The organism is Myxococcales bacterium (assembly GCA_016703425.1).
In the GTDB taxonomy this organism is placed as follows: domain Bacteria; phylum Myxococcota_A; class Polyangia; order Polyangiales; family Polyangiaceae; genus JADJCA01.
Genome location: JADJCA010000007.1, coordinates 189437 through 213050, shown reverse-complemented (window position 1 = coordinate 213050; position 23614 = coordinate 189437). Strand labels below are relative to the sequence as shown.

The following is a 23614-nucleotide window of genomic DNA, read 5'->3' as shown; positions in this document are numbered from 1 at the left end:
AATCACGCTTCGGTGACCGCCACGCCGCTACCCGAAGTGCACGGCGGAGAGCTTCACGCCCCAAGCGTCGCCGTTGTAGGCGATGGCGCCGCGATCGGCGCCGGCCGCGCCGGCCACGACCATGAGCGGCAGGAGGTGCTCTTCGCGCGGGTGCACCCTGCGCGCCTCTGGCGCCGAGGCCCACTCGCGGAGGCGCTTGTCGCGCGCGTCTTCGTCGAGCGAGACGCTCTCCTTGAGCCAGTTGTCGAACGACACGGAGGTGGCGCGCGCGCGCGGATCGCCGAAGCCGGCCATGTTGTGGAACGACATGCCGCTGCCGAGGATGAACACGCCCTCGTCGCGCAAGGGCGCGATGGCGCGCCCGATGGCCACGTGTTCGGCGGGATCGAGCCCCTTCTTGAGCGAGAGCTGAATCGTCGGGATGTCGGCCTCGGGGTAGGTGAGCTTGAGGGGAATGAACGTGCCGTGATCGAAGCCGCGCTTGTCGTCGGCGCCGCTCTTCATGCCGGCCGCCGCGAGAAGCTCTCGCACACGCGCCGCGAGCGCCGGATCGCCGGGCGCGGGCCACGTGAGCTTGTAGGACTCGGGCGGGAACCCGTAGTAGTCGAAGAAGAGAGGAGGCTTCGGGTTGGTCATCACCGTCGGCACCGACTCCTCCCAGTGTGCTGACACGACGAGCAAAGCTTTCGGCGTCGTGCGCGGGAGCGCTCGAACAGCCTTGAGGTAGGCCGTCAGCGACTCCTTGTCGGCCTTGGACATGCCGACGTCGACGAAGGGCCACGGCCCGCCGCCATGAGGAATGTAGGCCACCGGCATGCGCCCTTTGGTCGCGACCGTCTTGCCGCTGCCGGCCGGGTCGGGCTTGCTCTCGCCTTTGCCTCGGGCCGCCGCGTCATCGCCGTGCGTCATGAGGGGAATGGCTGCCAAGGTCGCCGCGCCGGCAAGGCCCGCCACCACGGCACGCCGCTTCACCACACCGTCGTCACTCTTCATGGGTTCTTCCATCGGTCGGTCCAGGTCCACGAGCACAAGCGGCTATGGGGCTCCTCGCGGCGATTCGCCAGGGGTATAGGACTCCTTGGGAAGGGCCGAGCGGTGCAATCAACCATCAACCAGCGGACGCACCATTCTACCCGAACGAAGCGCGATTCCGCGCGATGGCGGCGAGCAGGCCGGTCCTGCGCGCTGGTTTTGGCGCTCGCGTTCGCCTCGGCCGCGCCCTTCGCGTGCCACCCGACACGCGGCGTCGACGACGTGCCCAACGCGGCGAACGCCGCCAACCATGGCGGTGACGCGTCACGCTCTGTCGTCGCGCTCGCGACGGTGTCTTCGTCTGACGCATCGACGGCCGTACAGCAGGCGCCATCGGACGTGGCGACCACAGTGCAGTTTCTCGCCGACGGCACGCTCATCGCGACCGGCACGGAGACGCTCCTCGCGCGCGCGCCCACGCCTACGCCGACGCCGACGCCGACGCCGACAGCACGCGCAGCCGTGAAGCGCCTCGTCATCGGCAAGACCACGATGGCGCAAGCCTCGCCCGAGCTCGCCGGCCTCGTCTTGCGCGGCGAGACCGAAGTCACGCTTCTCGCAACGCCGAGCCTCGACGTCCTCTATCGCGGCGCCAGTGAGCCGGCGATGGGCACCGGCAACGCTGTCAGCGTGGGTGAGCCTCCCCAGGCGCTGCTGCAGTTTGGGGGAAAGCTCCTCCGTCTCTCGGCGCCGAAGAGCGCCCCCGCGCTTGGGCCCGTCGAGACGGTTCGGCTGCTTCTCTCGCAGACGCGAATCAATGTAACGTACACGGAAGGCGCCTCGGCGCTCTTCGACCAGAACGGCACGCTCTTGGGCGAGGGCGTTCCGCTCCCCGCGTTCCCACGCAACGTTCCCCGCGGCGGGGTCGCGGGCGACGTTGCCTATCGCGTCACCGGTTCGCGGCTCGCGCGCATCGATCTCAAGACCGGCAAGGCGACGCGCGCGACGACCGTGCGCTGCAAGAAGGACGAGGAGCTCGGCAACCCGACGCCGAGCCCGAACGGGGAGCTTTTGGTTGTGACCTGCGGCGGCGACGGCGTCGTGCTCGACGGACGCACGCTCGTGGAGCGCCGCCGCATCGACCGCGTCATGCCCGGCTGCGACAACTGGCCCATGTTGAGCGGGCGCTTCTTGCCCGACAACCGAACGCTCCTCCTCGAAGGATGCGGCGGCGAGGCGAAGCTCGACGCGACCACCGGCCGCTACCAATGCGGCGACGCTCCGGGCGTGCTCGGCGCGCCTTACATGATGATGATGGGACAGAACGTGCCGGCGGCGCCGACGGGGCGCGACAAGCTGCCCCTGTGCAACGCCGATGGGCAGGCGAACCGCGTCGGGCGAGGCGTCTATTCGTTCTTCTACGGAGAGAAGATCAGCGTGAAACACGCGGGCGGCGGCTTCGAGCTGGAAGACGGCGCGGGCCTCCCGGCGCTTTCACCGGATGAGAGCGTGATGGCGTACGTCCGCGGCGCGCTCGTGATCGTGCGTGCGCTCCCGAGCGGGAAGATCCTCGAGGAGATTCCGTTCGTGGCGCCGGGGCCCTGATCACGCGGGCCGACGACGGCGCGGCCCTTTAATTTGAACCTCAGTGTTCGCCGTTGGCGTCGGCCATCTTCTTCTGGACGATGGCGATCGTGGCGGCGTCGACGTTGGCGCGTTTCATCAGCGCGGTGGCCCGTTCGATGTTGTCGTCGTCGACGGCGTCGAAGAAGTCTTCGACCTTGCCGATCGCGGCCAACTGTTCGAGCACGAGCGTGCCTTCAAAGTCGCTCTCGTCCATGCCGTGTGCCTCCGTGTGCGTCCGCGTGCCTCCGTGCGAGCCGAAGCATAGACCGAACCCCGCAGCCGGCGGCGAGCCCCGCCCGAGCACTAGGGATTCAACTGCCAGACCGCCCACCGAGCCGTCGGCTGTTCAACGGAGCCAGCGACGACGAGCTTGCCGGTCGGCGTGATCGCGATTTCTCGCCCCTCGTCGCGTGGGCCCGTCGAGTAGACGGCTCCGTCGCTTCCAAACGCCGTGTCGAGCGAGCCATTCGCATCGAACTGGTAGACGAACATTCGCTTGTTCCCGCCGAGAGGCCCGCCAGCGTCCGTGCGTTCGTCGAGGGAGCCGGCGACGACGAGCTTCCCGTCGGGGCGCCTTTGGACGTTGCCGAGCGACGTCGTGCCTTGCGCGGCGGGGCCAAGGGCGAGGCCGCTGGCCCCGAACGTCGTGTCGAGCTGCCCGTTCGCGCTCAGCTTCGCGACGGCGATTCGGTTCTCCGCGGCGCTTGCGTCGGGCCCGCTCTGGCCCGTGATGCTCGTTCGGACGAACGCGACGAAGATCGCGTCGTCGGGCGCAATCGCGAGGGCCGTCTCGCCGAACCTCGCGCGCCCAACGGCCGGCGCGGCGACGGCGTTCGTTCCAAACGACGGGTCATAGTCGACGTGGGCCAAGCGAACGAGGGTGAGCTCCCCATCGGCGTCGCCATCGAGCCAGGTGACTCCAGCCACGATGATGTCTCCCGCGGATTGGTGGCCGATGGCGTCCGCCAACGAATAGCGAAAGCCGCCGTCCACGTTCGGCGTGAGCGGCCCTCGGAATCCCGAGCCATGCGTCGTGCCAAAGCCGTACACAATCAGGTCCAGGACCGAAACGGACGGCTGCGGCGGCGGGCCTAGTGCGCACACGCCGACGATGTCAGCGCGCGTGAACCACATCGCCAAGTCGTAGGGAACAACGATGGGACAGGTGGTGGGCGAGATTTGGAAGGAGCCGCGGTCGTCGATCCCGTTGGGCGTCAGGTGGGTGACGTAGCCGATGCCGCTGTCTTCGCCGCTTGCAGGTCGCGTGAGCATCCAGGTCTCGGCGAGCGAGCCGCGGGCGGCGGCCGCTGCCTGACGGCTCTCTGAAAACGTCACGACGCCGCTGTCGCCAAACGACACGTCGGGGTTGCCGTGCTGGTCCGTCTGGAGGACGGCCGGGTAACCGCCATCCTGGCCTTCGACGTCGCCTGCGATCACGAGGTGCTGCGACGGGCGCACGTCGATGGACACAGCACGTCCGACCATGTCGAGGACGAGGAGACCACCGTCGCCGAACGTCACGTCGAAGGAGCCCGGAGCGGCGGCCTCGACCTCCGCGGGCGCATCGACGACGCCGGCCTCCGCGAGAGGCATACGCCCGAGGTCCGACGCCGCGTCGCGCGCCGGTTCTTCGGACGCGCGCGTTTCGTCGACGTCGTTCCTATCTGCGGTGCCGCAGGCCTCCGCCACTGCGGCGAGCGCGCACGCGATCGCGCCGAACCTCAGCCTCCATCGGCGCCCCCCCATGGCTCGCAGAATACGGGTGCGCGGGTGTCGGTGCGAGCCCCGGTTCAGCCGACGGGGCGCGCTGCGCGAGCGGGCTACACGCCCGCGTTGCGCCGCCTTTTCCAAGCAATGTCCGGCTCTTTCGGCGTGCCCCAGGGAATCGCCACAGGCCCTAGATCGTTTCCCTCCCTCGCCCGTCAAACCCAGCCATGAAGCTCGCCGCGCTCGTTTTTGCCGCCTCCGCCACCCTCGTCGCCGGCTCCGCGTTCGCTTGCCCGACCGGTGAGGAGCGCGTCGACCGCCGCATCACGACGGACCGCTTCATCGTTCGCAACGACCCGCCCGATCGGAACGCGGACCTCTTGGTGCGCGCCGCGCAGCTCGAAGCGAATGCGCGGAACCTCGACGTCGACGCCTCGCAGCGCACGGCGCGCGCGGCCTCGCTTCGTCAAGCGGCGCAGGCCCTTGAGGACGTGGTCCCCACGGCCTTCGGCGATGCGCGCAACGTCATCCTCGCGCGCATCGACTCGCTCCTCGAGCAAGCCGCCGGCGAGACGGGGCAAGCGCGCCTCTCACGCCTCCGCGCGACCCAGCTCCGCGCCGAAGCGAATCGCCTCCGCGTCCAAGCGGGCGGTGGTGGCGGCGGCGGCTGGCGCGGCAAGCGGAGCGCTCCGGTGTCCAGTGATGTCGTTGGGCCGGGGCTCAATATTTGAGGGCGGGCGTCCGTCGCCTCAACTCAGTCCCCGCGCCGCACTAGGCGGAGGCCGCCCCCAGGCCCGCGACCGAGGCCCGCTTGATACCGGTTCGCGGATCGTGCGAGATTGGACCACGTCCAAGCCAGGCCCCCTCGCCAGGGCACGGTAGGGCTCGCGTCAGCCAGCGCGATTCTCGAGAACGGGTCAGTTCGTGCTGCCGAGCCGTAGCCGAGTCCCTCAAATGGATCGGACACGGGCTCGATAGCGTTCCCGCTCATGTCGAAGAGGCCCCATGCGTTGGGAAGCTTGAGGCCAACCGGATGGGTGGTCCTGCCGGCATCCGGGATGCCACAGAACCAAGCGATGCTCTCTAGCACCGGATCGGCCTCGCAGTCGGTCGTGTTCGCGAGCGGAGCGATGCCGCCGGCGTAGAACGCCGACCGCGTGCCCGCCCTCGCCGCGTACTCCCATTCGGCTTCGCTCGGTATGCGATAGCCCTTGCACGCGTAGAGGGACGCCTCGACGCTCTGGGCGGACGCGCAAGTCATTCCCGTGCCGAGAGTCCCGGTGCAGCCGTTCAAGCTGTAGCACTCCGGCAGCGCGTTCGTGGAGGACATCTTGTTCGCGAAGGCCAACGCCTCGAACCACGTAAGATTGCCCACTGGACACCTAGCGTCGAGGCAGTCCCCGAAGCCCGAGTCCAGCGTTGCGCTTGGGTTCGGCAAGCCTTGCGCCGTCCACTCGGCTTGCGTGACCTCCGTCTGCTTCATCCAGAAGTCGTGCGTAAGGGTCGTCTGGTTCTCGTTCTCGCTGTAAGCTCCGCGGCCCCATTCACATGGCGGCGAGCCCATGATGAAGCAGCCCTTCGGGATGAAACACCAGCCGCCGTCGCATTGCGCGGTGACCGGGGGATGACCGCAGCTGGGAGCCGGCGCAAGCGCGGCGCAATCGGCTTCAGCATCGGGCGTGGCCGCATCCGCCGGCTGTCCTCCTTCTGGCCGCGCCGAATCCGACGATGGCGCGTCGGCGGTGACGCGCGCGTCAACGAGGCCCGCGTCACTCGATGGCGGCGCAATCGCCGCGTCGTAGGTCGTGGGAGCGTCTTCGGAACGCGCCGACCAGCGAGCGACGCCAAGGATGGCTAGAAGCGCGATAAGAACGGCACTTGCGCGCGGCCGGCTCAATGGCGCGGGTCCAAGGCGTTGCGCTCCATTCGGACGTCCATTTCAATCCGCGCGCCGCACGAGCCGGAAGCCTACGGTCGGCCCACCTACTCCTCGCGTGCCTGGCAATTGCGCTGCGCTTCGGGCGAGCGACGCCCAAATGTGCGCTGCGCCTCCGCGAACGGAAATGTCTGGACCCGGTGCGAGCGTGCTCCCAGGGTTGATGCGGGCAGCTGGGCCGTGGGCCACCGGCGCGTAGGTGTCGAGGGTGGACTCCACCGCGTTTCCGGCGATGTCGAAGACCCCCCAACCGTTGGCCTTCTTGCCCGCCACTGGATGGGTGAGTCCACCTGAATTGAAGCAGAACCACGCAACGGGGTTGAGGACCGGGTCGTCGGCGCAATCCGTGATGTTGGGCAACGGAGAGAGGTCACCGCTGAACACGGCCGTTCGGGTTCCAGCGCGCGCGACGTACTCCCACTCGGCGGAGGTTGGAAGGCGATAGCCAGCGCAGTCGTAGATGGAAGCGTTCCGAGCGGTCGTGCTCGCGCAGGTCATGCCCACGCCGGGCGATCCCGAGCAGCCCGCGAGGTCAAAGCACTTCGGAAGTCCTTGCGCTTCCGACAGAAGATTGGCGAAGGCGGTTGCCTCGAACCAGCCGACGCCGCCGACGGGACACGTCGAGCCGACGCAGTCGCCGTAGCCTGCATCGGTCGCCCGACTGCGATGCGGTAACCCCAAGGCCGTCCACTCACCCTGGGTCACCTCGGTCTGTTTGACCAGGAAGTCGTGCGTGAGCGTCGTCGCGCTTTCGGTCTCATTGTACCGGCCGCGTCCCCATTCGCATGGTGGCGAGCCCATCACGAAGCACCCTTTCGGGATGAAACACCAGCCACCGTCGCATTGCGCGGTGACCGGGGGATGCACGCAGCTGGGGCCCGGCGCAAGCGCGGCGCAATCCTCCGCGAAGCCGGCGTCGTCGGGTCCGGGAAGGGCGGAGTCTTTCGGGCCCACCGACGCGTCCGGCGGGTGGGGCGCACCGCCGTCGATGCGCGGGCCTGCGGTGGAAGACTCGACCGACGGCAGGGCGTCTGCCGCTCCGGCCATGGCACCATCGGCCGCCGCGTCGGGTGATGGGCCGCACTGCGACAGCGTGGCCACCGCAACAACGGTCGCGGCTCCGCCGCCCAAACGCTGCCAGCGCGTCATCAGTCCGCGCGGCGCACGAGGCGGAGGCCCAGCCCGGGCCCCTTTCCGTAGATTGACACTTGATGACGATTGGCGCTGCGCGCCAGTGTTGACCACGCCCACGCGAGCCCGCCGCGCACGGGTGTGGTCGGACTTGCGTCTGCAATCAGCAGGTTCGCGAGTGGGTCGGTGCGAGGCGCGGTCCCGTATCCAAGGCCTTCGAACGCGTCGGAGACGGGTTCGAACGCGTTTCCGGTGATGTCGAACAGGCCCCAACCGTTGGGCGTCTTTTGCCCAACCGCATGCGTCACCCGTCCGCCGCTCGGCTCCCCGCAGAACCACCCAATTGCACCGAGGACCGGGTCAGGAGCGCAATCGGTGACATTCGGCAGAGGCAAGATGTCGCCCCCGTAGAAGGCCGTTCGCGTCCCAGCGCGCGCGGCGTACTCCCACTCGGCCTCCGTTGGGATCCGGTACCCGTTGCACTCGTAGAGGGAGGTGCCTTTCGCGCTGTTGCAGGTCATCCCCTGCCCAAGCGCTCCCGAACATCCCTCGAGCGTGTAGCACTTCGGCAAGCTGGCCCCTTCCGACAACTTGTTGGCAAAGGCCAGCGCCTCGAACCAACCAACCCCGCCGACAGGACAGCTCGCGCCGACGCAGTCGCCGTAGCCCGCATCGCTAAGTCCGCTCGGGTTCGGCAGGCCCAGCGCCGTCCACTCGGCTTGCGTGACCTCCGTCTGCTTCATCCAGAAGTCGTGCGTAAGGGTCGTCTGGTTCTCGTTCTCGCTGTAGGCTCCGCGGCCCCATTCACATGGCGGCGAGCCCATGATGAAGCAGCCCTTCGGGATGAAACACCAGCCGCCGTCGCATTGCGCGGTGACCGCGGGATGAACGCAGCTGGGAGCCGGCGCAAGCGCGGCGCAATCGGCTTCAGCATCGGGCGTGGCCGCATCCGCCGGTTGTCCTCCTTCTGGCCGCGCCGAATCCGACGATGGCGCGTCGGCGGTGACGCGCGCGTCAACGAGGCCCGCGTCACTCGATGGCGGCGCAATCGCCGCGTCGTAGGTCGTGGGAGCGTCTTCGGAACGCGCCGAGCAGCGAGCGACGCCAAGGACGGCTAGAAGCGCGATAAGAACCCCAGTTGCGCGCGGCAGCTTCAATGGTTCACGCCCGAGCTGTTCCCGTAGGTGGTGAACTGATTTGCACGCGGGTCCAAGGCGTTGCCGTAAACGGTGTTCGCGGCCGTGACGAGCGCACTAAACGCCACGTTGTGCCCGTCGCACGGCGCGCCTGTCTGCGAGCCTGAACACGTCAGTCGGTAGATGGCCGCGAGGTTCGCCATGGTCGTCGCGTTGGTTCCGCGGTTGACCGTCGTGTAGAAGTTGAGCCAATCCCACTCGACGCCCTTGGTCGCCTCGCCGGCGCACTTGTTGTCAAGCCATCGGACGGTCTGGTCGATGCAGGTTCGAGCGATGGGCGGATCAGTGACGACAGCGCCCGGCTTGTCCCAGGATGGCTTGTAGTAGACGAAGCTGCAGTCCGCTTGCGTGAGGTCGTTGAACACCTTCGTCGCCATGAAGTGCGCGAAACCTTCCATCTGTGCTCGGTTGCTCGACTCCTTCGAGGAGAGGCAGTGCGCCTTGTCCTCCGGATTGCGTACGTGGCCGCAACCGCAAAGGCCGACAGGTGGAGGGGTGAGCTGTCCGCTGTACGCGTCGGCACGAGGGTACCCCGTCGAGTTCTCCTGGATGGTGTGGCCGAACTCGTGTCCGACGATGAACTTCCATCGAGTGTTGTGGGTGTCCGTCTTCGTGACCCCGTCGGTCCCCACGATTTGGAACGGTCCGAGGTAGAGCTTCCGGTTGTCGTTGGCGCACGCCGAGGGCGGCGTAGGCCCGCTGTTGGGACAAACGGAGTCCGCCAGCACCGTGAAGGCCAACGGCTCCATCCCGATGTCGTCGAGCGAAATCGCGCGCGCCACCGTCGCGGCCGTTCGCGTGGCCTGGTCCTCGTAGGCCGCGCCCAGCAAGATCGGCCCGCCGGCCGGCTGGTTCGTGCGAAACGCGATCGCAAGAACCAGTTCGTCGTTGACGATGCCCGCTCCCCACGGGAGCCCCGTGGTCGCATTGATGTACACGCCGTTGTAAGGCGCCGCAGGGCGGTACCTAACGTCGACGCTGCGGCCGCCCGCCCTGAACATCCGGGGTTCGAGCGCAAACACGTAGTCTTGATTGTTCATGAGCTGCAGCGAGACGCAGCCTTGACCGTTGAGGTTCCCCTTGGCGATCACACTGCTGCTGCGCGTGATGGCATAGCGCGCGTACGACGCCGGCGCAGCTTGCACTGCGCCCCTCACCGCGAACGTATCTTCCCCGTAGCCCGCGTCTTCGTATTGCGCGTTGAAGTAGGTGCAGATCTGAAACGTCGGTCCGACGTCGAAGGTGGAAGGCAAGTTGGGCCAAAGTTTGCCGTAGACGTTGGCGAAGAAGCCGTCGACGGGGTACGAGCTCTTGATGGGTGCGGCGCCGCCCTTGGGCGGCAGCGTCGTGACGTCTTGGTAGTCGGTGCCGTTGAACACGCGCCCGACGAGCGAGGCGAGGGGCGCGGTGGCTGCGGCCCACTGGGTGAGAAACGTGGCATTCGTGATTGGGATGGCTCCGTTGGAGATGCCAAACATCGACTGGAGACTCGCCGCAGGCACCTTCTTTGGCGTCGCACCCGTGAACGTTGCCGAGGCGTAGCCCGCAGCGAACTCGTAATGCAGGGGCTCGCTGGTCACTACGCTCGTGCCGTCGGGGCGCGTGAACTCGATGCGGATCTGCGCGTACGACGGCACCCCGACGCTTTGAATTGGAAGATTGCCAACCGGCATCGTGTGGTTGTTGGGCGTCGTGCCGACGCTGAACGTTCCGATGGTCCGCGTTGCTTCGCGTTCGTCGAGACCTCGTGCGACAACTTTTACGGTGTAGTTCTTCGTGCCCGTCGTGTGGTTGACGACCTTGAACGACAAGAGGTCGGCCGCCGCCCTCGTGCCAGCGGTCGCCGTCCAGGTCGCGCCGAGCACCGGGCCTGCTGCCGCGTCCGCCAGTTGTGTGGGCCTTCCCCAAGTCTGCGCGCTACCGGCGCCTGCGACCAGGACGTGACTCGGGCCCAAGCTCGGGGCTGCATGTCCCTCCTTTGCGGCGGGGAGACTGGGCTCTGCGGCCCACACGTTGTCTTCCGCATCGTAGCGTTCGACCGTGGCGAGCGATCCTGCGCCGCCGTTTCCTCCCGTCACGAGGACTTCGTCGTGGCCGATTCGTGTCGCTCGGTGATTGCCTCGCGCTGCCGCCATCGGCGCGGCCGCCGTGAACCAGCCGTTGTTCGGATTGAAGAGCTGCGCACTCGCGAGTGCGCCACCGCTGTTCGTGCCGCCCGCCGCGAGGACCAAGCCAGCGGTCAGCGCCGAGAGCGTCAGATCCGCTCGGGCCGCGGACATGGCATTGCTCGTTGCCGCCCAGGTGTTCGTCGCAGGGTTGTAGATCGTGGCGGTCGAGAGGTAGTTCGTCCCGTCAAAGCCTCCCGCGACCAAGACCCGACCGTCGAACAGAATCTCCGCCGCGTGCCTCGCTCGGGCCGTGGGCAAGCTGGTCGCCACCGTCCACGCGTTGGTCGTGGGGTTGTAAAGGTCAACGCGATTCGTCGGCGTCGTGCCGGCGCCGTACCCTCCGACCACAGCGAGTCTTCCGTCGGCAAGCGTGGTCGTCGTGTGACTCGAGTGCGTATTGCCCATGCTCGGCCCCGTCGACCACGTGCCCACGGCGGGATCGTAGAGGAAGAGCGAGGCCAAGACGATCCCGCTGCCGTCGACGCCGCCGACAGCGGCGACCTTGCCGCTGGGCAGGCGTGACGACGTGTGAAACGCGAGCTTCGTGCTGGACGGGAAGCTGCCCGTCGCGGCCCACGTCCTCGTCGCCGGGTTGTAGAGCTCCGATGTGGGGTAGATCGCGAACGTGTTCGAGCCTGTGGTGCCGCCCGACACGAGCACGCGCCCGTCGGTCAGCACGCTGGCGCCGTGGTACCTGCGCGTCGAGCCAACCATCGCGCCGGTGGCGACCCATGCCGGATCGAAGAGGGCTGGGTAGGTGATCGTCGCGTCGTCCCATGAAACGTGCATCGTGCACATGGTCGCGCCGGGCGGCTTCGGGGCGCGGCCCCACGGCGCACGCGGGTCCGCGTCGTAGGCGCAGCCCTGCACCGCGACCGAGGCCAAGGTGATCTTGCCGTTGCTCCCTTCGAGCATCGGACGACTCATCCGGAGCACCGGACCGCCATCGGCGTCGAGAAACTCAACGACGCCGTCGACCATGCGGAGCCCCGCCACGCCGCTCTCGAGGGTGATGTCGTAGTCCAAGCTCGGCCCGCCCTGTGTCAGAGGCAGTGGCGCATCGAGGAGCATGAAGTCCTCGACGCCCGCGCTCCGCGGATGTTGCACGTAGCTAACGCCCTTGCCGTTGAGGCGGGCCGCGTAAACGAGATCCCCGTCCGCGAGCGCTCCATCGCTGGTCTCGAGCTGGCGCAAGCGGACCGAGATCGCCGCGCGTTCGCCTTGGACGCGAAATGGCGACGAGGCGCTCATCGGCAACTTGGTCGTTGCGAACTCGGGGCCCGTTGTTCGGGAGCCGCTCGGTGCACTCGTCCAGCCATCGCGCTCTCGCACCACGCGCACCTGCGGTTCGGTCTTCTCCGGGAAGAGGCCGCGGAACGAAGCTCGCGCTCGATCACGAACCGCCAGCGCAGCCACCTCGGTCAGCGGCGCGAGGCTTGCTCCGCCCGCCCGCCCGCTTTTTCAGCCTCGTGGCCGCACGCCATCGTCGTCACCAGCACCGTGAGAATGAGCCGCTTCCGCATGGGAACCCCCTCCATGGCCAGCTACATGGCCAAGCGCGAAACCGCGCGCTTCACGAAGAGAGCACGCGCCAACGCTCATTGAAATCCCACCTAGGTCGTAGAAAACTCGCACCCTCGTCTACACGCGGTAGGTCCGAACGGTGCTAGCCCTTCCCTCCATGACAGCGAAGACGATGCCCGCTGACCCCTGGGCCGAGGCGGAAGCCAACGCACCCATCGGCGAGCCTGAGTCCGAGGAGGAGCGCCGCATGGTGGCTGAAGCGCGTGCGAGCCTCGCGCGCGGGGAGCGCACCTACTCGTCCGCCGAGATCAAGGAACTGATTCAGGAGATGCGCCGCAAACAAGAAAGTCGCAATGAGACGGCCCCAAGCTAGCGTTCACCGGGGTAGCCCCGTAGGCTCGGGGGGATGGCCGACCCGACCCTCAAAGACCTGCTCAAGGCGATCGTGGACCTCCGCGGCGAGGTGAGTGAGTTACGAGGCGACGCCAACCAGCGATTCGACCAAGTGGACCAGCGATTCGACCAAGTGGACCAGCGCTTTGATCAAGTGGACCAGCGCTTCGACCAGACGACGCGGCGCTTCGACCGAGTCGATAGACAGCTCGTTGAGCTCGACGCGGAGCTGACCAAACACGCTGACGTCCACGCTGAGATCGAGAAAGACGTCACGGCTCTCAAGCGCCGGCCCACGCGTCCAACGGCGCGTCCCGCACGACGTCGCTGACCCGGCATGCTTTCGCCGACGGACCGGTGTTACCGCCCGCAGCGCGTCGCGTGCAGCGTCGCCGCTCCCTCGCTCAGCGTGACGTAGCCGTTGCCGGAGCGAAGCCACGCGACCGATTCGCCTTGCGCTTCCGTCGCGACGGTCACGGCGCACGGCGCCGCGGTGAGCATCTCTTCGACCGATTGACCGGGCGCGCCGGCGAAGTAGTGGAGGCTCGAATACGTGCGAAGCAAGACGCCGCGCCCCTCCGGGTGCACGTCGCCGGCCGTCACCAGCGGTGAGCCCGCGAGCTCCTTCAGCGTGCCGGCGCGCGTGAGCGACGCTGTCTTGCCCGCCGCGAGGCCCGGCGGAAACGAGTAGACGCCCGAGAGGCCGTTTCGCTCCTTTGTGACCACCGTGAGGCGACCCGTCGTGGGGTGCACCAACATCGTCTCGCAGTCGTGGCTCCCGTCGGGGTATCGAAAGGGAATGCGCTCCGCGGCCACGTCCGTCGTCGTGCCGTCGAGCGTCGCCGGCTCGCGCGCGCGATACACCACGTAGTCGGTCCGCTTCGCGTCGTTGTCGCCAAAGTCCCCGAAGAAGAGGCACCGCTCGGCGCTCCCCTCGGCGCACGGCCCCGCGGCGACGTCTTCCCAGTCGACGGCCTTCGCCGAAGGCATGCGGAACGTGCCGCGCAGGGCGCCCGTGTCGTCGATGGCGAAGAAGCGCGGCTCGTCGCCCGAGTCGTTGTGCACGTAATAGACGCCGTCGTGGACCGCGCTTGCGGCGATGCCGGAGAGCTCCGTGGCGGCGGCGAAGCGCACCCTGGGGCCGTCGTCCGCGAGCGTGCACGCGTTGTCGCAAATCCACGACGCGCCCGCGTCGCCGCCATCTTGTGCGACCGCCACGGGGGGCGTGGCCTTGTTGGCGGCGCATCGCGAGAGCCCGAGCGCGAGGAGGAGGCCCGCCACGGAGCGGCGCAAGATCGCAGCGGGAAGGCGCCGTCGCATCGCGGAGCCCGCCAGTCTAGCGCCAGGGCACGTGGTCTCCATCGCGAAATCGCGCTCGCCGTTCGCGTATCGGAACCGGCAGCGAACGCGCCGCGCGGCTTGTGGAGGCCGCGCCGATGGGGTACCCAAACGCCTCATGCCCCGCCGGACGGACCTCGAGAAGATCCTCCTCATTGGCGCGGGACCGATCGTCATCGGCCAAGCCTGCGAGTTCGACTACTCGGGCACGCAGGGCGCCAAGGCGCTCCGCGAAGAGGGCTACGACGTCGTTCTCGTCAACTCGAACCCGGCGACGATCATGACCGATCCGGAGCTGGCGCGACGCACGTACGTCGAGCCGCTCGAGTGGCGCACCGTCGCGGCGATCCTCGAACGAGAGCGCCCGCAAGCGATCCTGCCGACGCTCGGCGGCCAGACGGCGCTCAACCTCGCCATGCGCCTCCACGAAGAGGGCGTCTTGAAGAAGCTCGGCGTGGAGATGCTCGGCGCGCGCCCCGAGTCCATCGCCAAGGCGGAAGATCGCGCGCTCTTCAAGGCCGCCATGGAGAAGATCGGGCTCACGTGCCCGCGCTCCGGCGTGGCTCACTCCGTCGACGAAGTCTGGGCCGTCGTCAAGGACACAGGCTTCCCCGCCATCTTGCGCCCCTCGTTCACGCTCGGCGGCAGCGGCGGCGGCATCGCCTATTCGGAGACCGAGTTCGCCGAGAAGGTCGCCTGGGCCCTCGCGCAATCGCCCTCCCACGAGGTGCTCATCGAAGAGAGCGTCCTCGGTTGGAAGGAGTTCGAGCTCGAGGTCATCCGCGACAAGGCCGACAACTTCATCGTGGTCTGCTCCATCGAGAACGTCGATCCGATGGGCGTCCACACGGGCGACTCGATCACCGTGGCGCCGGCCATGACGCTGACGGATCGCGAGTACCAGAGGCTCCGCGACGCCGCCAAGAGCGTCATGACGGAGATCGGCGTCGAGACCGGCGGCTCGAACGTGCAGTTCGCCGTGTCGCCGACCGACGGCCGCTTCCACGTCATCGAGATGAACCCGCGCGTCTCGCGTTCGAGCGCGCTCGCGTCGAAGGCCACCGGCTACCCCATCGCGAAGGTCGCCGCGAAGCTCGCCATTGGCTACACGCTGGACGAGCTCAAGAACGACATCACCAAGACGAGCGCGGCCTTCGAGCCGGCCCTCGACTACGTCGTCGTGAAGTGGCCCCGCTTCGACTTCGCCAAGTTCCCCGGCGCCGACACCACGCTCGGACCTCAGATGAAGAGCGTCGGCGAGGCCATGAGCATCGGTCGGACCTTCCTCGAAGCGCTCGGCAAAGCGGCGCGCTCCCTCGAAACGGGCCGCGCGGGCGTCGTGTCGCTCATGGGCCGGGTCAACTACGCAGAGCTCGCCGAGCCGAAGAAGCGGCGCGATCTCGCGATGGAGGCGCCTGAGCTCGAGGGCCCGCGGAGCGTGCCGCCCGGTTCCCTCGCAGGCGCCGAGGGCGCGCTGAAGAAGCTCATCGCCGTGGCTTCGCCGGAGCGCCTCTTCTACGTGGCCGACGCGTTGCGCGCTGGCATCAGCGAGCGCGAGGTCAACGAGCTGACGGGCATCGACCCGTGGTTCTTGGCGCAGCTCGGGCGCCTCGTCACCATGGAGCGACGCATCGAGGCGGAGCCGCTCTCGCCGGCCGTGGTCCGCGAAGCGAAGCGCATGGGCCTGTCGGATCCACACATCGCGAGCCTCGCCAAGATGACCGAAGACGCCGTCCGCACCATGCGCCTCGCCGCTGGCGTTCGCGCCGTCTACCCGCGCGTCGACACCTGCGCCGCCGAGTTCGTGGCGCACACCCCGTACCTCTACTCGACCTACGAGACCGAGACCGAATCGGCCGTCACCAGCGGCCAGAAGGTCGTCATCCTCGGCGGCGGTCCCAACCGCATCGGCCAAGGCATCGAGTTCGACTATTGCTGCGTCCACGCGGTCCAGGCGCTCCGCGCCCTCGGGTACGAGACCGTGATGGTCAACTGCAACCCCGAGACGGTTTCGACCGACTACGACACCTCGGGGCGCCTCTACTTCGAGCCGCTCACGCTCGAGGACGTGCTCGCCATCTGCGACGAAGAGAAGCCCATCGGCGTCGTCGTGCAGTTCGGCGGGCAAACGCCGCTCAAGCTCGCGGTACCGCTCGAGCAGCGCGGTGTGAAGGTCCTCGGCACGTCCGCCGACGCCATCGATCGCGCGGAAGATCGCGGCCGCTTCGACGAGCTTCTCACCAAGCTCTCGCTCAAGCGGCCTCGCAGTGGCATCGCGAAGGGCGCCGACGAGGCGCTCGCGCTGGCGCACACCATCGGCTTCCCAGTGCTGGTCCGGCCGAGCTACGTGCTCGGCGGCCGCGCCATGATGATCGCGTACACCGAGTCCGAGTTTCAAAGCTACGTCCACAAGGCCCTCGACGCGGCCCGCGACGCCGGCACCACGACGATCCTCGTTGACGAGTTCTTGAAGGACGCCATCGAGGTCGACGTCGACTGCGTCTCGGACGGCAAGCGCGTCGTCATCGGCGGCGTGCTCCAACACATCGAGGAAGCGGGCATTCACTCGGGCGATTCGTCGAGCGTGCTCCCGCCCCACTCGCTGAGCCCCGAGATCGTCCTCTCCATCGAGGAGCAGACGCGCATGCTGGCCCTCGAGCTCGGCGTCGTGGGCCTCATGAACGTGCAGTTCGCGGTGAAAGGCACCGACGTCTACGTGCTCGAGGTGAACCCGCGCGCGAGCCGCACCGTTCCGTTCATCTCGAAGGCCACGGGCCTCGCCTTGGCGCGCGTCGCGGCGAAGCTCATGATCGGCAAGACGCTCGACGAGCTCGGCGTCGAAGAGCCGCCGCTGCCGGCGCACGTGTCGGTGAAGCAGAGCGTCTTCCCCTTCGCGAAGTTCCCCGGCGTCGACACGACGCTCGGCCCGGAGATGCGCTCGACCGGCGAGGTCATGGGCATCAGCGACACCTTCGCGCGCGCCTTCTACAAGGCGCTCTTGGCGAGCGGTCAGGTGATCCGCGAGCCCGACGGCAAGATGAAGGCCTTCATCAGCGTGAAACACGAGGACAAGCCCGTCGCGTGCCTCATCGCGCGGCGCCTACGCGCCCTCGGGTACATCATCTTGGCCACGCGAGGCACCGCCGCCGCGTTCGCGCGCGCGCGCATCCCCGCCGAGGTCGTCAACAAGGTGAAAGAGGGCGGGCCTCACGTCGTCGACGCCATCAAGAGCGGAACCATCGCTGTGGTTGTGAACACGACCATCGGCGCCGAAGAAGTGCGCGACAGCTATTCGCTGCGTCGGCAGACGCTCCTCGCGAACATCCCGTACTTCACGACCATCGCCGCGGCGCTTGCGGCGACCGACGCGCTCGAAGCGGCGAGGGGCCGCGGGGCGCCGGAAGTGCGCTCGCTGCAAGAGTGGACGGGGCCTGCGACGTAGCGTTCGCGAAGGTCGGGGTCGCGGTCGAGGTCGAGGTCGAGGTCGAGGTCGAGGTCGAGGTCGAGGTGACTAGGGTCCTTCGGACCCGTCGACATGACTGGACTCCGTCCAGTAATGTTCGAGGTCGAGGCGTAGGGCGTTTTTCTTCGAGCGGCCCCGACAAAGACGACGCGGCCTTGTGCCCGTGCGTTCACGCCTCCACCGCTTCACGCGGGCGATCCGCCCTGCGTGGCGTTGGTATCGAGGTTGCTCTCGGGGCGCCCATGCCCAAGCGCTCCCTCCGCCGCACGCGTCACGCCTTCATCGGCGCGGCCTTCTTGCTTTGCACGGCCGGCACCGTGCGCGCCGCGTACGCGGCCGAAGAGTCGCCGGCTGACGCGGCGGCCGCCGGTTCTGAAACGTTCCCGAAGACCGCGCTTCAAGCGGCCGTCGGCGCGACGGGAGGCGTCTCCACCTGGCGCGGTGATCCCGGCGGCGGTGGCGCCTTTCGCTTGGGGCTGCTCTTGGGCGGCGTCGTCGCGCCCGACGTCGTCACGAAGCTCGCCTATTCGCTCGTCGACGATCGCTTGCTCACCGTCCTCTCATTCGGCGTGACGGGGTACCTCCCGCTTCGCGTCGTTCGGCCCTACGCGCGCCTCGCCTTCGTGCATCAACACGAGGAGTCGCGCGCCGCCATCGAAGACGGCCCCTTCAACGCGGCGCTCGGCGTTGGCGCGGGCATCCGGCATCGCGCCGGAGGCGTGGCGAGCCTCGGCGCGGAGGTCCCCGTGATGCGACGCGGGCGCTCGTTCTTCACGCTCGGCGGCGATCTCAGCGCGACGCACATGCCCGACGGGCGCGGTCCCTCCAACTACTTCGGTGGAACGCTCTGGGCGAGCATTCACCACGGATTGTGAGGCACGTGAGGACCGCATGAAAATCATCCGCTCCGCCCTCGTGGCTCTCTTCGCGACGCTCAGCGCTGCCTGCGCCGGCCCAAAGGAACTCGACGAGCACCCGTGCCCGCCCGGCGGCACGGCGCTCACCTACGAGTCCTTTGGCAAGGCGTTCATCGACAGCCAGTGCCAAAGCTGTCACGCGTCCCGTTCCGTTTCGCGTCAGGGCGCGCCCGCGGAGTACTTCTTCGACACGCAAGCCGACGTGGTTCGCTGGCGCGCGCGCATCTTCGTTCGCTCCGCGGCCGAGAACAACAGCATGCCTCCCGGCCCGAGCGATCCCGCGCGTGCCGAGCGCGACAAGCTCGCCGACTGGCTCGCGTGCGGCGCGCTGTGAGGGAGAGGGGGGAGGTCGGGGTCGAGGTCGGGGTCGAGGTCGGGGTCGAGGTCGAGGTCGAGGTCGAGGTCGAGGTCGAGGTCGAGGTCGAGGTCGAGGTCGCCCGTGTAGTGTGCATGCACCGCACAAGGGCTGCTGCTTGCGCGATCGCCCCGAGAGTTGGTTGGTCCTGCCTAGGCGCGCACACCGCGCGCCAGCGCCTTCTCGGTGACGCGCGGAAGAGCGTGGCGCCGTCACGCGGTCTGCGCTGGGGGGAGGCATGACCAACCAACTCTCGGGGCTTCCTCACCACAAACTCATCGCTTACGGCGCCGCTGTGAAGCTGCTGCTGGCCGTCCGCGCGGCGAACATTCGCGATTCGAAGCTGAAGGATGAGGCGACGCGCGCGGCGAAGAGCGCCGCGCTCAATTGCGCGGAAGGCGCTGGGCGCGTTAGCCGCGCCGACAAGGCTCGCGCCTTCACCATCGCGCGCGGCGAGGCCGTCGAAGCCGTCGCCGCCGTCGAGCTCGCCGCCCTCTGCGGCGACGCCTCGCCCGAGTCCGCCGCCGAGTGCGTAGCCCTCGCACAGCCGCTCGTCGCCATGCTCACGCGCCTCATTCGCTAGCCCGGCTTCGGTCGAGGCCTCGCAAGTGAGGCCTCGACCAAGGCTCCCTACCTCGCGAGGGCGATGAGCATGCCCCTTAGCCGATGTGCCGCCGCAAGCACCTCCCTCGCGCGCCCCTCCGCGATGGCTCCCAACGCGAGCGCCAAGTCGATGGCTGCCACCACCTCGCAGAGGCTGTTTCGCGCGATGTAACGCGCTTCGCGACACCCGACGGGGTGAAGTAGCGGCGGCGCATGCCAGGCGCGTCGTTGGGCAAGCCTTCGCTGAGCTGAAGGAAGGTGCTCACGCTCGCGCGCTCGGCCTGATCCCGCAGCTCGCGATGCGAAATCTTCGCGCCATGCACAGCCATCGCCATCGCCTTCGCGACGGCATAGGCATCAAGTTTCTGAAATGGGAATTGTTCCGTCATGTTCGGTCACCTCTCAAATCCCGGCCGCAGGCCGGGAGGTGACCGAACATGACGGAGCGAGTCCCTTCGAAGCGTTGCCTCGTTGGGCGAAGAAGCCCCTTCATCTGCAAGCGCAAAGTGCCGCCCTTAGGCGGCACGCGCTTGCGAGTGAGTCGTCACCGCGAGTGCGCATGTCGGCAAGGTCCGAGGTCGAGGTCGAGGTCGAGGTCGGGGTCGGGGTCGGGGTCGGGGTCGGGGTCGGGGTCGGGGTCGAGGTCGAGGTCGAGGTCGCGGTCGGGGTCGAGGTCGAGGTCGCTCACCCCTCCGCCCGCCCTCACTTCCCCCTCGTCACCTCAGCCACCCACGCATCAATGAGCTTCCTCGCGATGCTCATTGGCGGCGGCACCATCGGAAGCGCCTCCGCGCGAAACCATGCCGCCTCCGCAATCTCTTCTTCATCCACCACGATGTCCCCGCTCTCCCACTCGGCCGTAAAGCCAATCATCAGCGAGTTCGGAAAGGGCCACGGCTGGCTGCCGAAGTAGCGCACGTCCCTCACGCGAACGCCCACCTCTTCGCGAATCTCTCGGTGCACCGTGTCCTCGAGCGCCTCCCCCACGTCGGAGAAGCCCGCGAGCGTGCTGAAGAACGGAAACGGAAAACGCGCGTTGCGCGCGAGCAACGCTTCGTCGCCGCGGCGAACCAGCACGATGACCGCCGGCGCGATGCGCGGGTACACAGAGAGCGTGCACTTGGGGCAACGCATGCACCGCTCCGCATCGGCGCGTTCCGTGGGGGTGCCGCAGCGGCCGCAGAAGCGATGGGTCGTCGCCCAATCGAGCACGTGCGTCGCGCGGCCCGCGAGGCTGAAGGTCTCCTCGTCGAAGGCATCGACGAGGCCGCGGATCCCGAGCGCGAGCCATCCCTCCGGCAGCGGTCGGTCTTCCGCGTACTCGATGGCGAAGATGTGGGCGTCGTCCTTCTGCCCAAGGAAGTGGGCGCCCTCCGCGGCCAAGCCACACGCGCGGAGCTCGTCTTCCGTGGGGAGTCGCACCGAGCCTCCGTCGCCCTTCACGACGACGAGGCCTCGCTTGGCGACGGCGAACCACTGGGTGCTACGCGACGCGCTCTGCGATGCGCTTCGCGCGGCGTCCACGCTTGGCGGTCGCACTCCGGGGATGAACGTCATGGGCCGCGACTTCCAGGCATCGACTTCAAGGCATCCCAGAGACCTGCGGGACCTTACGTGGAAATCGATAGCTCGTAAACGGCGACGGAATCGGCGACGTTCCTCGTGCCCATGACGACGCCCACCATCTTCGCCATCGACTTTGGCACGAGCAATTCGCTCCTCGCCGCCGCCTCTTCCGAAGAGACGTTTCCTCCCGTCCCCCTCGACGACGAGGCCTCCGACGCCACCGTCTTGCGCACGGCGCTCTTCTTCACGCGCCTCTCTGCCGGCGGAACCTTCGGCGCCGCCGCCATTCGCGCCTTCGTGGAGAACGGCTTCCGCGGCCGCCTCATTCGTTCCATCAAGCGGCACTTGCCCTCTCGCGCCTTCACGAAGACGCGCGTCGGCGATCAGTTCGTCGCCCTCGAAGATCTCATCGGCGCGTTCTTGAAGGCGATGCGGGAGCGCGCGTGCAAGCACTTCGGCGTCGACGTGCGGCGCGTGGTCATGGGGCGCCCTGCGCTCTTCTCGAGCGATCCCGAGTGCGATCAGCTCGCCGAGTCGCGGCTCCTCGCGGCCGCCAAAAAGGGCGGCTTCGAAGACGTGTCCTTTTGCCCCGAGCCCATCGCCGCCGCGTACGACTTCGCGGAAGATCTGACGACGCCGCGCGTCGTGCTCATCGCCGACCTCGGCGGCGGCACCACCGACTACACCGTCGTGCGCATGGACAAGGCCGGCTTCCGCCGCGACGACGTCCTCGCCATCGGTGGCCTCTCCGTCGCCGGCGACGTCATCGACGGCGCGCTCGTTCGGTCTGTCGTTGCGCCGCACTTCGGCGCCAAGGCCACGTACAAGGTTCCGATGGGGAGCAACGTCCTCGAGATGCCGCTCACGCTTGTCGAGCTCTTGTGCTCACCGGCCGACTTGACGCTCGTGGATCGCGACAAGGTGCTCCGCTCGATCCTCGACATTCGTTCGGGGCTCTGCGAGCCAGCCAAAGACCGTGCCGCCGTCGACCGCTTCGCGACGGTCATCGAGGACGGCGTAGGCTTCTCGCTCTACGACGCCGTCGAGGGCGCCAAGCGACGGCTCTCCGACGAGGCGTCGACGCAAATCGTGCTCGACTACCCGGGCGCCGAGCTGGATGTCCCCGCGACCCGCGTAGAGCTCGAGCGCGTGGCCAAGAGCCCCATCGACCGCATGATGGCGTCGCTCGACGGCGTCCTCGCCGCGGCGAAGCTGACGCCGGAGGACGTCGAGATCGTTTGCCTCACGGGGGGAACCTCGCGCATGCCGGCGGTCGAGGCGGCCTTCCGCGAGAAGCTACCGAAGGCGGGTTTTCGGCGCCTGAGCAGCTTCCACTCGGTGGTGCATGGACTCGCGCGGCACGCGCGGTCGCTGGCGTAGGGAGGGTCGTTCCGCCTCGACCGCGACCCCGACCGCGGCCGCGACCCCGACCACGACCACGACCCCGACCACGACCACGACCCCGACCCCGACCGGGACCCCGGCCGCGACCTCGGCACCCGCTTAGTCGAGCGAACGAACGCAGCGCGCTGCGCTGAGGACCGCTTGTGCGTCCCAGGAGAAGTCGCCACCTGCGTTGGTGGCCTTGTAGAAGGTGAAGCGGAACGTCGCGTAGCCCGTCACGATGTTGCTGGGCTTCACGTACGGCGTTCCGGACCAATAGCTCTGCGAGTTGACCCCCGTGTCGAGCTCGGCCGGTAGGCCCGTGGACTCGTTCCAGAGCGACGCAAACTCCTTCACGGTGGGGAGGCGCCACGGCTTCGCTCCCGCGTCGACGCCCGCGTCACTCGCTGTCGCCAAGGTCGCGCAGTAGGTCTGCGCCTGACTCTCGACGATGGAGCCCGGGTTGTAGCTCCGAGCCCACACGAGGCGCGCAACCGTGTCGGTGACCGTCGTGGCGTCGACGACGTAGCGACCCGCCGCCGGCGGCTGCGCCGTGGCCGTGATGGGGGACGCGCTCTTGACGCAGCGGATCGACGCCGAGCCGAAGACGCCGAGCGAGCTCTTGAACGTGAAGTTGTGGTAGTGCGCGTCGAAGATGGCGCTTCGCGTCGGATCGTTCGTCATCATCCAGAAGGGAATGCCGCCGAACCAATCGGCCGCCACGAAGGCCGACGTGTCGTTGATGAACTCTTCGTCGAGGCGCACGATCGAGAGCCACTCGAGCCTCGTCGGCAAGCGCCAGCCTTGCGTGCCCCCGAGCGTCGCCGTCTCGCATTGGGTCCGCGCTTCGGCTTGCGTCGTGGGGCTCCCGTCGCCTCCGTCGGGCGGCAGCTCGGCGCTCGTAAGAAGGCGGCGCGCCCAGGTGAGGCCGGTGGTCTTGTCGAAGACCACGCCCGCGTCAGCGTTCGCCTGGTAACTCGAGGCCGGCGGAATGTCCGCCGTCGCGCGCCACCGGACCGCGAAAGGATCGACCGGCCCCGTCGCGGCTGCGTCCCCTCCGTCCCCGGTGCCGAGCCCGGCGTCGAGGTTCGGTGGCGTCGCGTCGTCAGGCGTGCCGCCGTCGACAGCGGCATCGGCAGCGGGCGCGTTGGCGTCGCCCGTTGCGACCGTCGCCACGTCGCCAGCGCTACCGTCGAACGTGGGCGTGGGCGTTGAGTCGAGTTTGGCGGCTTCGTCGGACGTGGCGACGCACGCGGCGAGGGCGCCGGTAGAAAGCGCAGCGATACCCACGCACGCACGGAGGCGATGACGGTTCATGAGATCCTTTGTTGGAGGT

At 68.1% G+C, this 23614-nt stretch carries 20 protein-coding genes; 9 read left to right on the top strand and 11 right to left on the bottom strand.

All coding sequences use genetic code 11. From position 1 onward, the window contains the following. Positions 1–27: 27 nt before the first annotated feature. Positions 28–1005: a dioxygenase gene (locus IPG50_12885; GenBank protein MBK6693079.1), complete on the bottom strand. Its 978-nt coding sequence runs from the start codon at positions 1003–1005 to the stop codon at positions 28–30. Positions 1006–1191: 186 nt separating this feature from the next. Here IPG50_12885 and IPG50_12880 point away from each other — a divergent pair, with 186 nt between their 5' ends. After that, positions 1192–2577 (top strand): hypothetical protein, encoded by a 1386-nt coding sequence (locus IPG50_12880; GenBank protein ID MBK6693078.1) that lies wholly within the window; start codon positions 1192–1194, stop codon positions 2575–2577. 40 nt (positions 2578–2617) lie between these two features. On the opposite strand, the gene IPG50_12875 is transcribed toward IPG50_12880, so the two are convergent. Next, on the bottom strand, positions 2618–2812 hold the full coding sequence (locus tag IPG50_12875; GenBank protein ID MBK6693077.1) for a hypothetical protein: 195 nt from the start codon (positions 2810–2812) through the stop codon (positions 2618–2620). Between the two features lie 89 nt (positions 2813–2901). Continuing rightward, entirely contained in the window at positions 2902–4191 is a 1290-nt protein-coding gene (locus IPG50_12870; protein MBK6693076.1) for a hypothetical protein, read from the bottom strand. Between the two features lie 341 nt (positions 4192–4532). Between IPG50_12870 and IPG50_12865 the strand changes: the two genes are divergently transcribed. Beyond that, positions 4533–5036: a hypothetical protein gene (locus IPG50_12865; GenBank protein MBK6693075.1), complete on the top strand. Its 504-nt coding sequence runs from the start codon at positions 4533–4535 to the stop codon at positions 5034–5036. Positions 5037–5059: 23 nt separating this feature from the next. On the opposite strand, the gene IPG50_12860 is transcribed toward IPG50_12865, so the two are convergent. From IPG50_12860 to IPG50_12845, 4 genes are all read right to left on the bottom strand, one after another. After that, complete coding sequence (locus IPG50_12860; protein MBK6693074.1) at positions 5060–5869, bottom strand: formylglycine-generating enzyme family protein; 810 nt, start codon at positions 5867–5869, stop codon at positions 5060–5062. A gap of 375 nt (positions 5870–6244) precedes the next feature. After that, positions 6245–7288, bottom strand: a complete 1044-nt coding sequence (locus tag IPG50_12855; protein ID MBK6693073.1) for an SUMF1/EgtB/PvdO family nonheme iron enzyme — start codon at positions 7286–7288, stop codon at positions 6245–6247. A 101-nt stretch (positions 7289–7389) separates the two neighbouring features. Then, on the bottom strand, positions 7390–8529 hold the full coding sequence (locus tag IPG50_12850) for a formylglycine-generating enzyme family protein (GenBank protein MBK6693072.1): 1140 nt from the start codon (positions 8527–8529) through the stop codon (positions 7390–7392). Beyond that, a complete protein-coding gene (locus IPG50_12845) occupies positions 8526–12152 on the bottom strand; it encodes a hypothetical protein (GenBank protein MBK6693071.1) in 3627 nt (1208 codons plus the stop codon). Before IPG50_12845 ends, IPG50_12850 begins: the two co-directional genes overlap by 4 nt. 265 nt (positions 12153–12417) lie before the next feature. Between IPG50_12845 and IPG50_12840 the strand changes: the two genes are divergently transcribed. Together IPG50_12840 and IPG50_12835 are read left to right on the top strand one after the other, a co-directional pair. Further along, a complete protein-coding gene (locus tag IPG50_12840; protein MBK6693070.1) occupies positions 12418–12633 on the top strand; it encodes a hypothetical protein in 216 nt (71 codons plus the stop codon). A gap of 33 nt (positions 12634–12666) precedes the next feature. Continuing rightward, positions 12667–12984, top strand: coding sequence for a hypothetical protein (locus tag IPG50_12835; protein MBK6693069.1), 318 nt, complete (start codon positions 12667–12669; stop codon positions 12982–12984). 29 nt (positions 12985–13013) lie between these two features. Here IPG50_12835 and IPG50_12830 read toward each other — a convergent pair whose 3' ends face one another. Beyond that, the gene (locus tag IPG50_12830; protein MBK6693068.1) at positions 13014–13787 is read right to left on the bottom strand and encodes a hypothetical protein; all 774 of its coding nucleotides are present in this window, start codon (positions 13785–13787) and stop codon (positions 13014–13016) included. A gap of 322 nt (positions 13788–14109) precedes the next feature. Here IPG50_12830 and carB point away from each other — a divergent pair, with 322 nt between their 5' ends. From carB to IPG50_12810, 4 genes are all read left to right on the top strand, one after another. Next, positions 14110–17433 (top strand): carbamoyl-phosphate synthase large subunit, encoded by a 3324-nt coding sequence (carB, locus tag IPG50_12825; protein MBK6693067.1) that lies wholly within the window; start codon positions 14110–14112, stop codon positions 17431–17433. A gap of 263 nt (positions 17434–17696) precedes the next feature. Further along, positions 17697–18329: a hypothetical protein gene (locus IPG50_12820; protein ID MBK6693066.1), complete on the top strand. Its 633-nt coding sequence runs from the start codon at positions 17697–17699 to the stop codon at positions 18327–18329. Positions 18330–18345: 16 nt separating this feature from the next. Then, positions 18346–18705: a hypothetical protein gene (locus IPG50_12815; protein MBK6693065.1), complete on the top strand. Its 360-nt coding sequence runs from the start codon at positions 18346–18348 to the stop codon at positions 18703–18705. Between the two features lie 259 nt (positions 18706–18964). After that, on the top strand, positions 18965–19309 hold the full coding sequence (locus IPG50_12810; GenBank protein ID MBK6693064.1) for a four helix bundle protein: 345 nt from the start codon (positions 18965–18967) through the stop codon (positions 19307–19309). Between the two features lie 564 nt (positions 19310–19873). Here the strand turns inward: IPG50_12810 and IPG50_12805 are convergent. Both IPG50_12805 and nudC read right to left on the bottom strand, forming a co-directional pair. Beyond that, positions 19874–20017, bottom strand: a complete 144-nt coding sequence (locus IPG50_12805; GenBank protein ID MBK6693063.1) for a hypothetical protein — start codon at positions 20015–20017, stop codon at positions 19874–19876. Between the two features lie 14 nt (positions 20018–20031). Further along, a complete protein-coding gene (nudC, locus tag IPG50_12800; GenBank protein MBK6693062.1) occupies positions 20032–20886 on the bottom strand; it encodes an NAD(+) diphosphatase in 855 nt (284 codons plus the stop codon). A gap of 111 nt (positions 20887–20997) precedes the next feature. Here nudC and IPG50_12795 point away from each other — a divergent pair, with 111 nt between their 5' ends. Beyond that, positions 20998–22275 (top strand): Hsp70 family protein, encoded by a 1278-nt coding sequence (locus tag IPG50_12795; GenBank protein ID MBK6693061.1) that lies wholly within the window; start codon positions 20998–21000, stop codon positions 22273–22275. A 123-nt stretch (positions 22276–22398) separates the two neighbouring features. Here IPG50_12795 and IPG50_12790 read toward each other — a convergent pair whose 3' ends face one another. Continuing rightward, positions 22399–23595, bottom strand: a complete 1197-nt coding sequence (locus tag IPG50_12790; protein MBK6693060.1) for a DUF1566 domain-containing protein — start codon at positions 23593–23595, stop codon at positions 22399–22401. Between the last annotated feature and the right edge of the window lie 19 nt (positions 23596–23614).

Bases quoted from the DNA above. Each gene is read 5' to 3' on its own strand.
- IPG50_12885 (MBK6693079.1), bottom strand. From the start codon at position 1,005: ATGGAAGAACCCATGAAGAGTGACGACGGTGTGGTGAAGCGGCGTGCC.
- IPG50_12875 (MBK6693077.1), bottom strand. From the start codon at position 2,812: ATGGACGAGAGCGACTTTGAAGGCACGCTCGTGCTCGAACAGTTGGCC.
- IPG50_12870 (MBK6693076.1), bottom strand. From the start codon at position 4,191: ATGCCTCTCGCGGAGGCCGGCGTCGTCGATGCGCCCGCGGAGGTCGAG.
- IPG50_12865 (MBK6693075.1), top strand. From the start codon at position 4,533: ATGAAGCTCGCCGCGCTCGTTTTTGCCGCCTCCGCCACCCTCGTCGCC.
- IPG50_12860 (MBK6693074.1), bottom strand. From the start codon at position 5,869: ATGGGCTCGCCGCCATGTGAATGGGGCCGCGGAGCTTACAGCGAGAAC.
- IPG50_12855 (MBK6693073.1), bottom strand. From the start codon at position 7,288: ATGGCCGGAGCGGCAGACGCCCTGCCGTCGGTCGAGTCTTCCACCGCA.
- IPG50_12840 (MBK6693070.1), top strand. From the start codon at position 12,418: ATGACAGCGAAGACGATGCCCGCTGACCCCTGGGCCGAGGCGGAAGCC.
- IPG50_12835 (MBK6693069.1), top strand. From the start codon at position 12,667: ATGGCCGACCCGACCCTCAAAGACCTGCTCAAGGCGATCGTGGACCTC.
- carB (MBK6693067.1), top strand. From the start codon at position 14,110: ATGCCCCGCCGGACGGACCTCGAGAAGATCCTCCTCATTGGCGCGGGA.
- IPG50_12820 (MBK6693066.1), top strand. From the start codon at position 17,697: ATGCCCAAGCGCTCCCTCCGCCGCACGCGTCACGCCTTCATCGGCGCG.
- IPG50_12815 (MBK6693065.1), top strand. From the start codon at position 18,346: ATGAAAATCATCCGCTCCGCCCTCGTGGCTCTCTTCGCGACGCTCAGC.
- IPG50_12810 (MBK6693064.1), top strand. From the start codon at position 18,965: ATGACCAACCAACTCTCGGGGCTTCCTCACCACAAACTCATCGCTTAC.
- nudC (MBK6693062.1), bottom strand. From the start codon at position 20,886: ATGACGTTCATCCCCGGAGTGCGACCGCCAAGCGTGGACGCCGCGCGA.
- IPG50_12795 (MBK6693061.1), top strand. From the start codon at position 20,998: ATGACGACGCCCACCATCTTCGCCATCGACTTTGGCACGAGCAATTCG.
- IPG50_12790 (MBK6693060.1), bottom strand. From the start codon at position 23,595: ATGAACCGTCATCGCCTCCGTGCGTGCGTGGGTATCGCTGCGCTTTCT.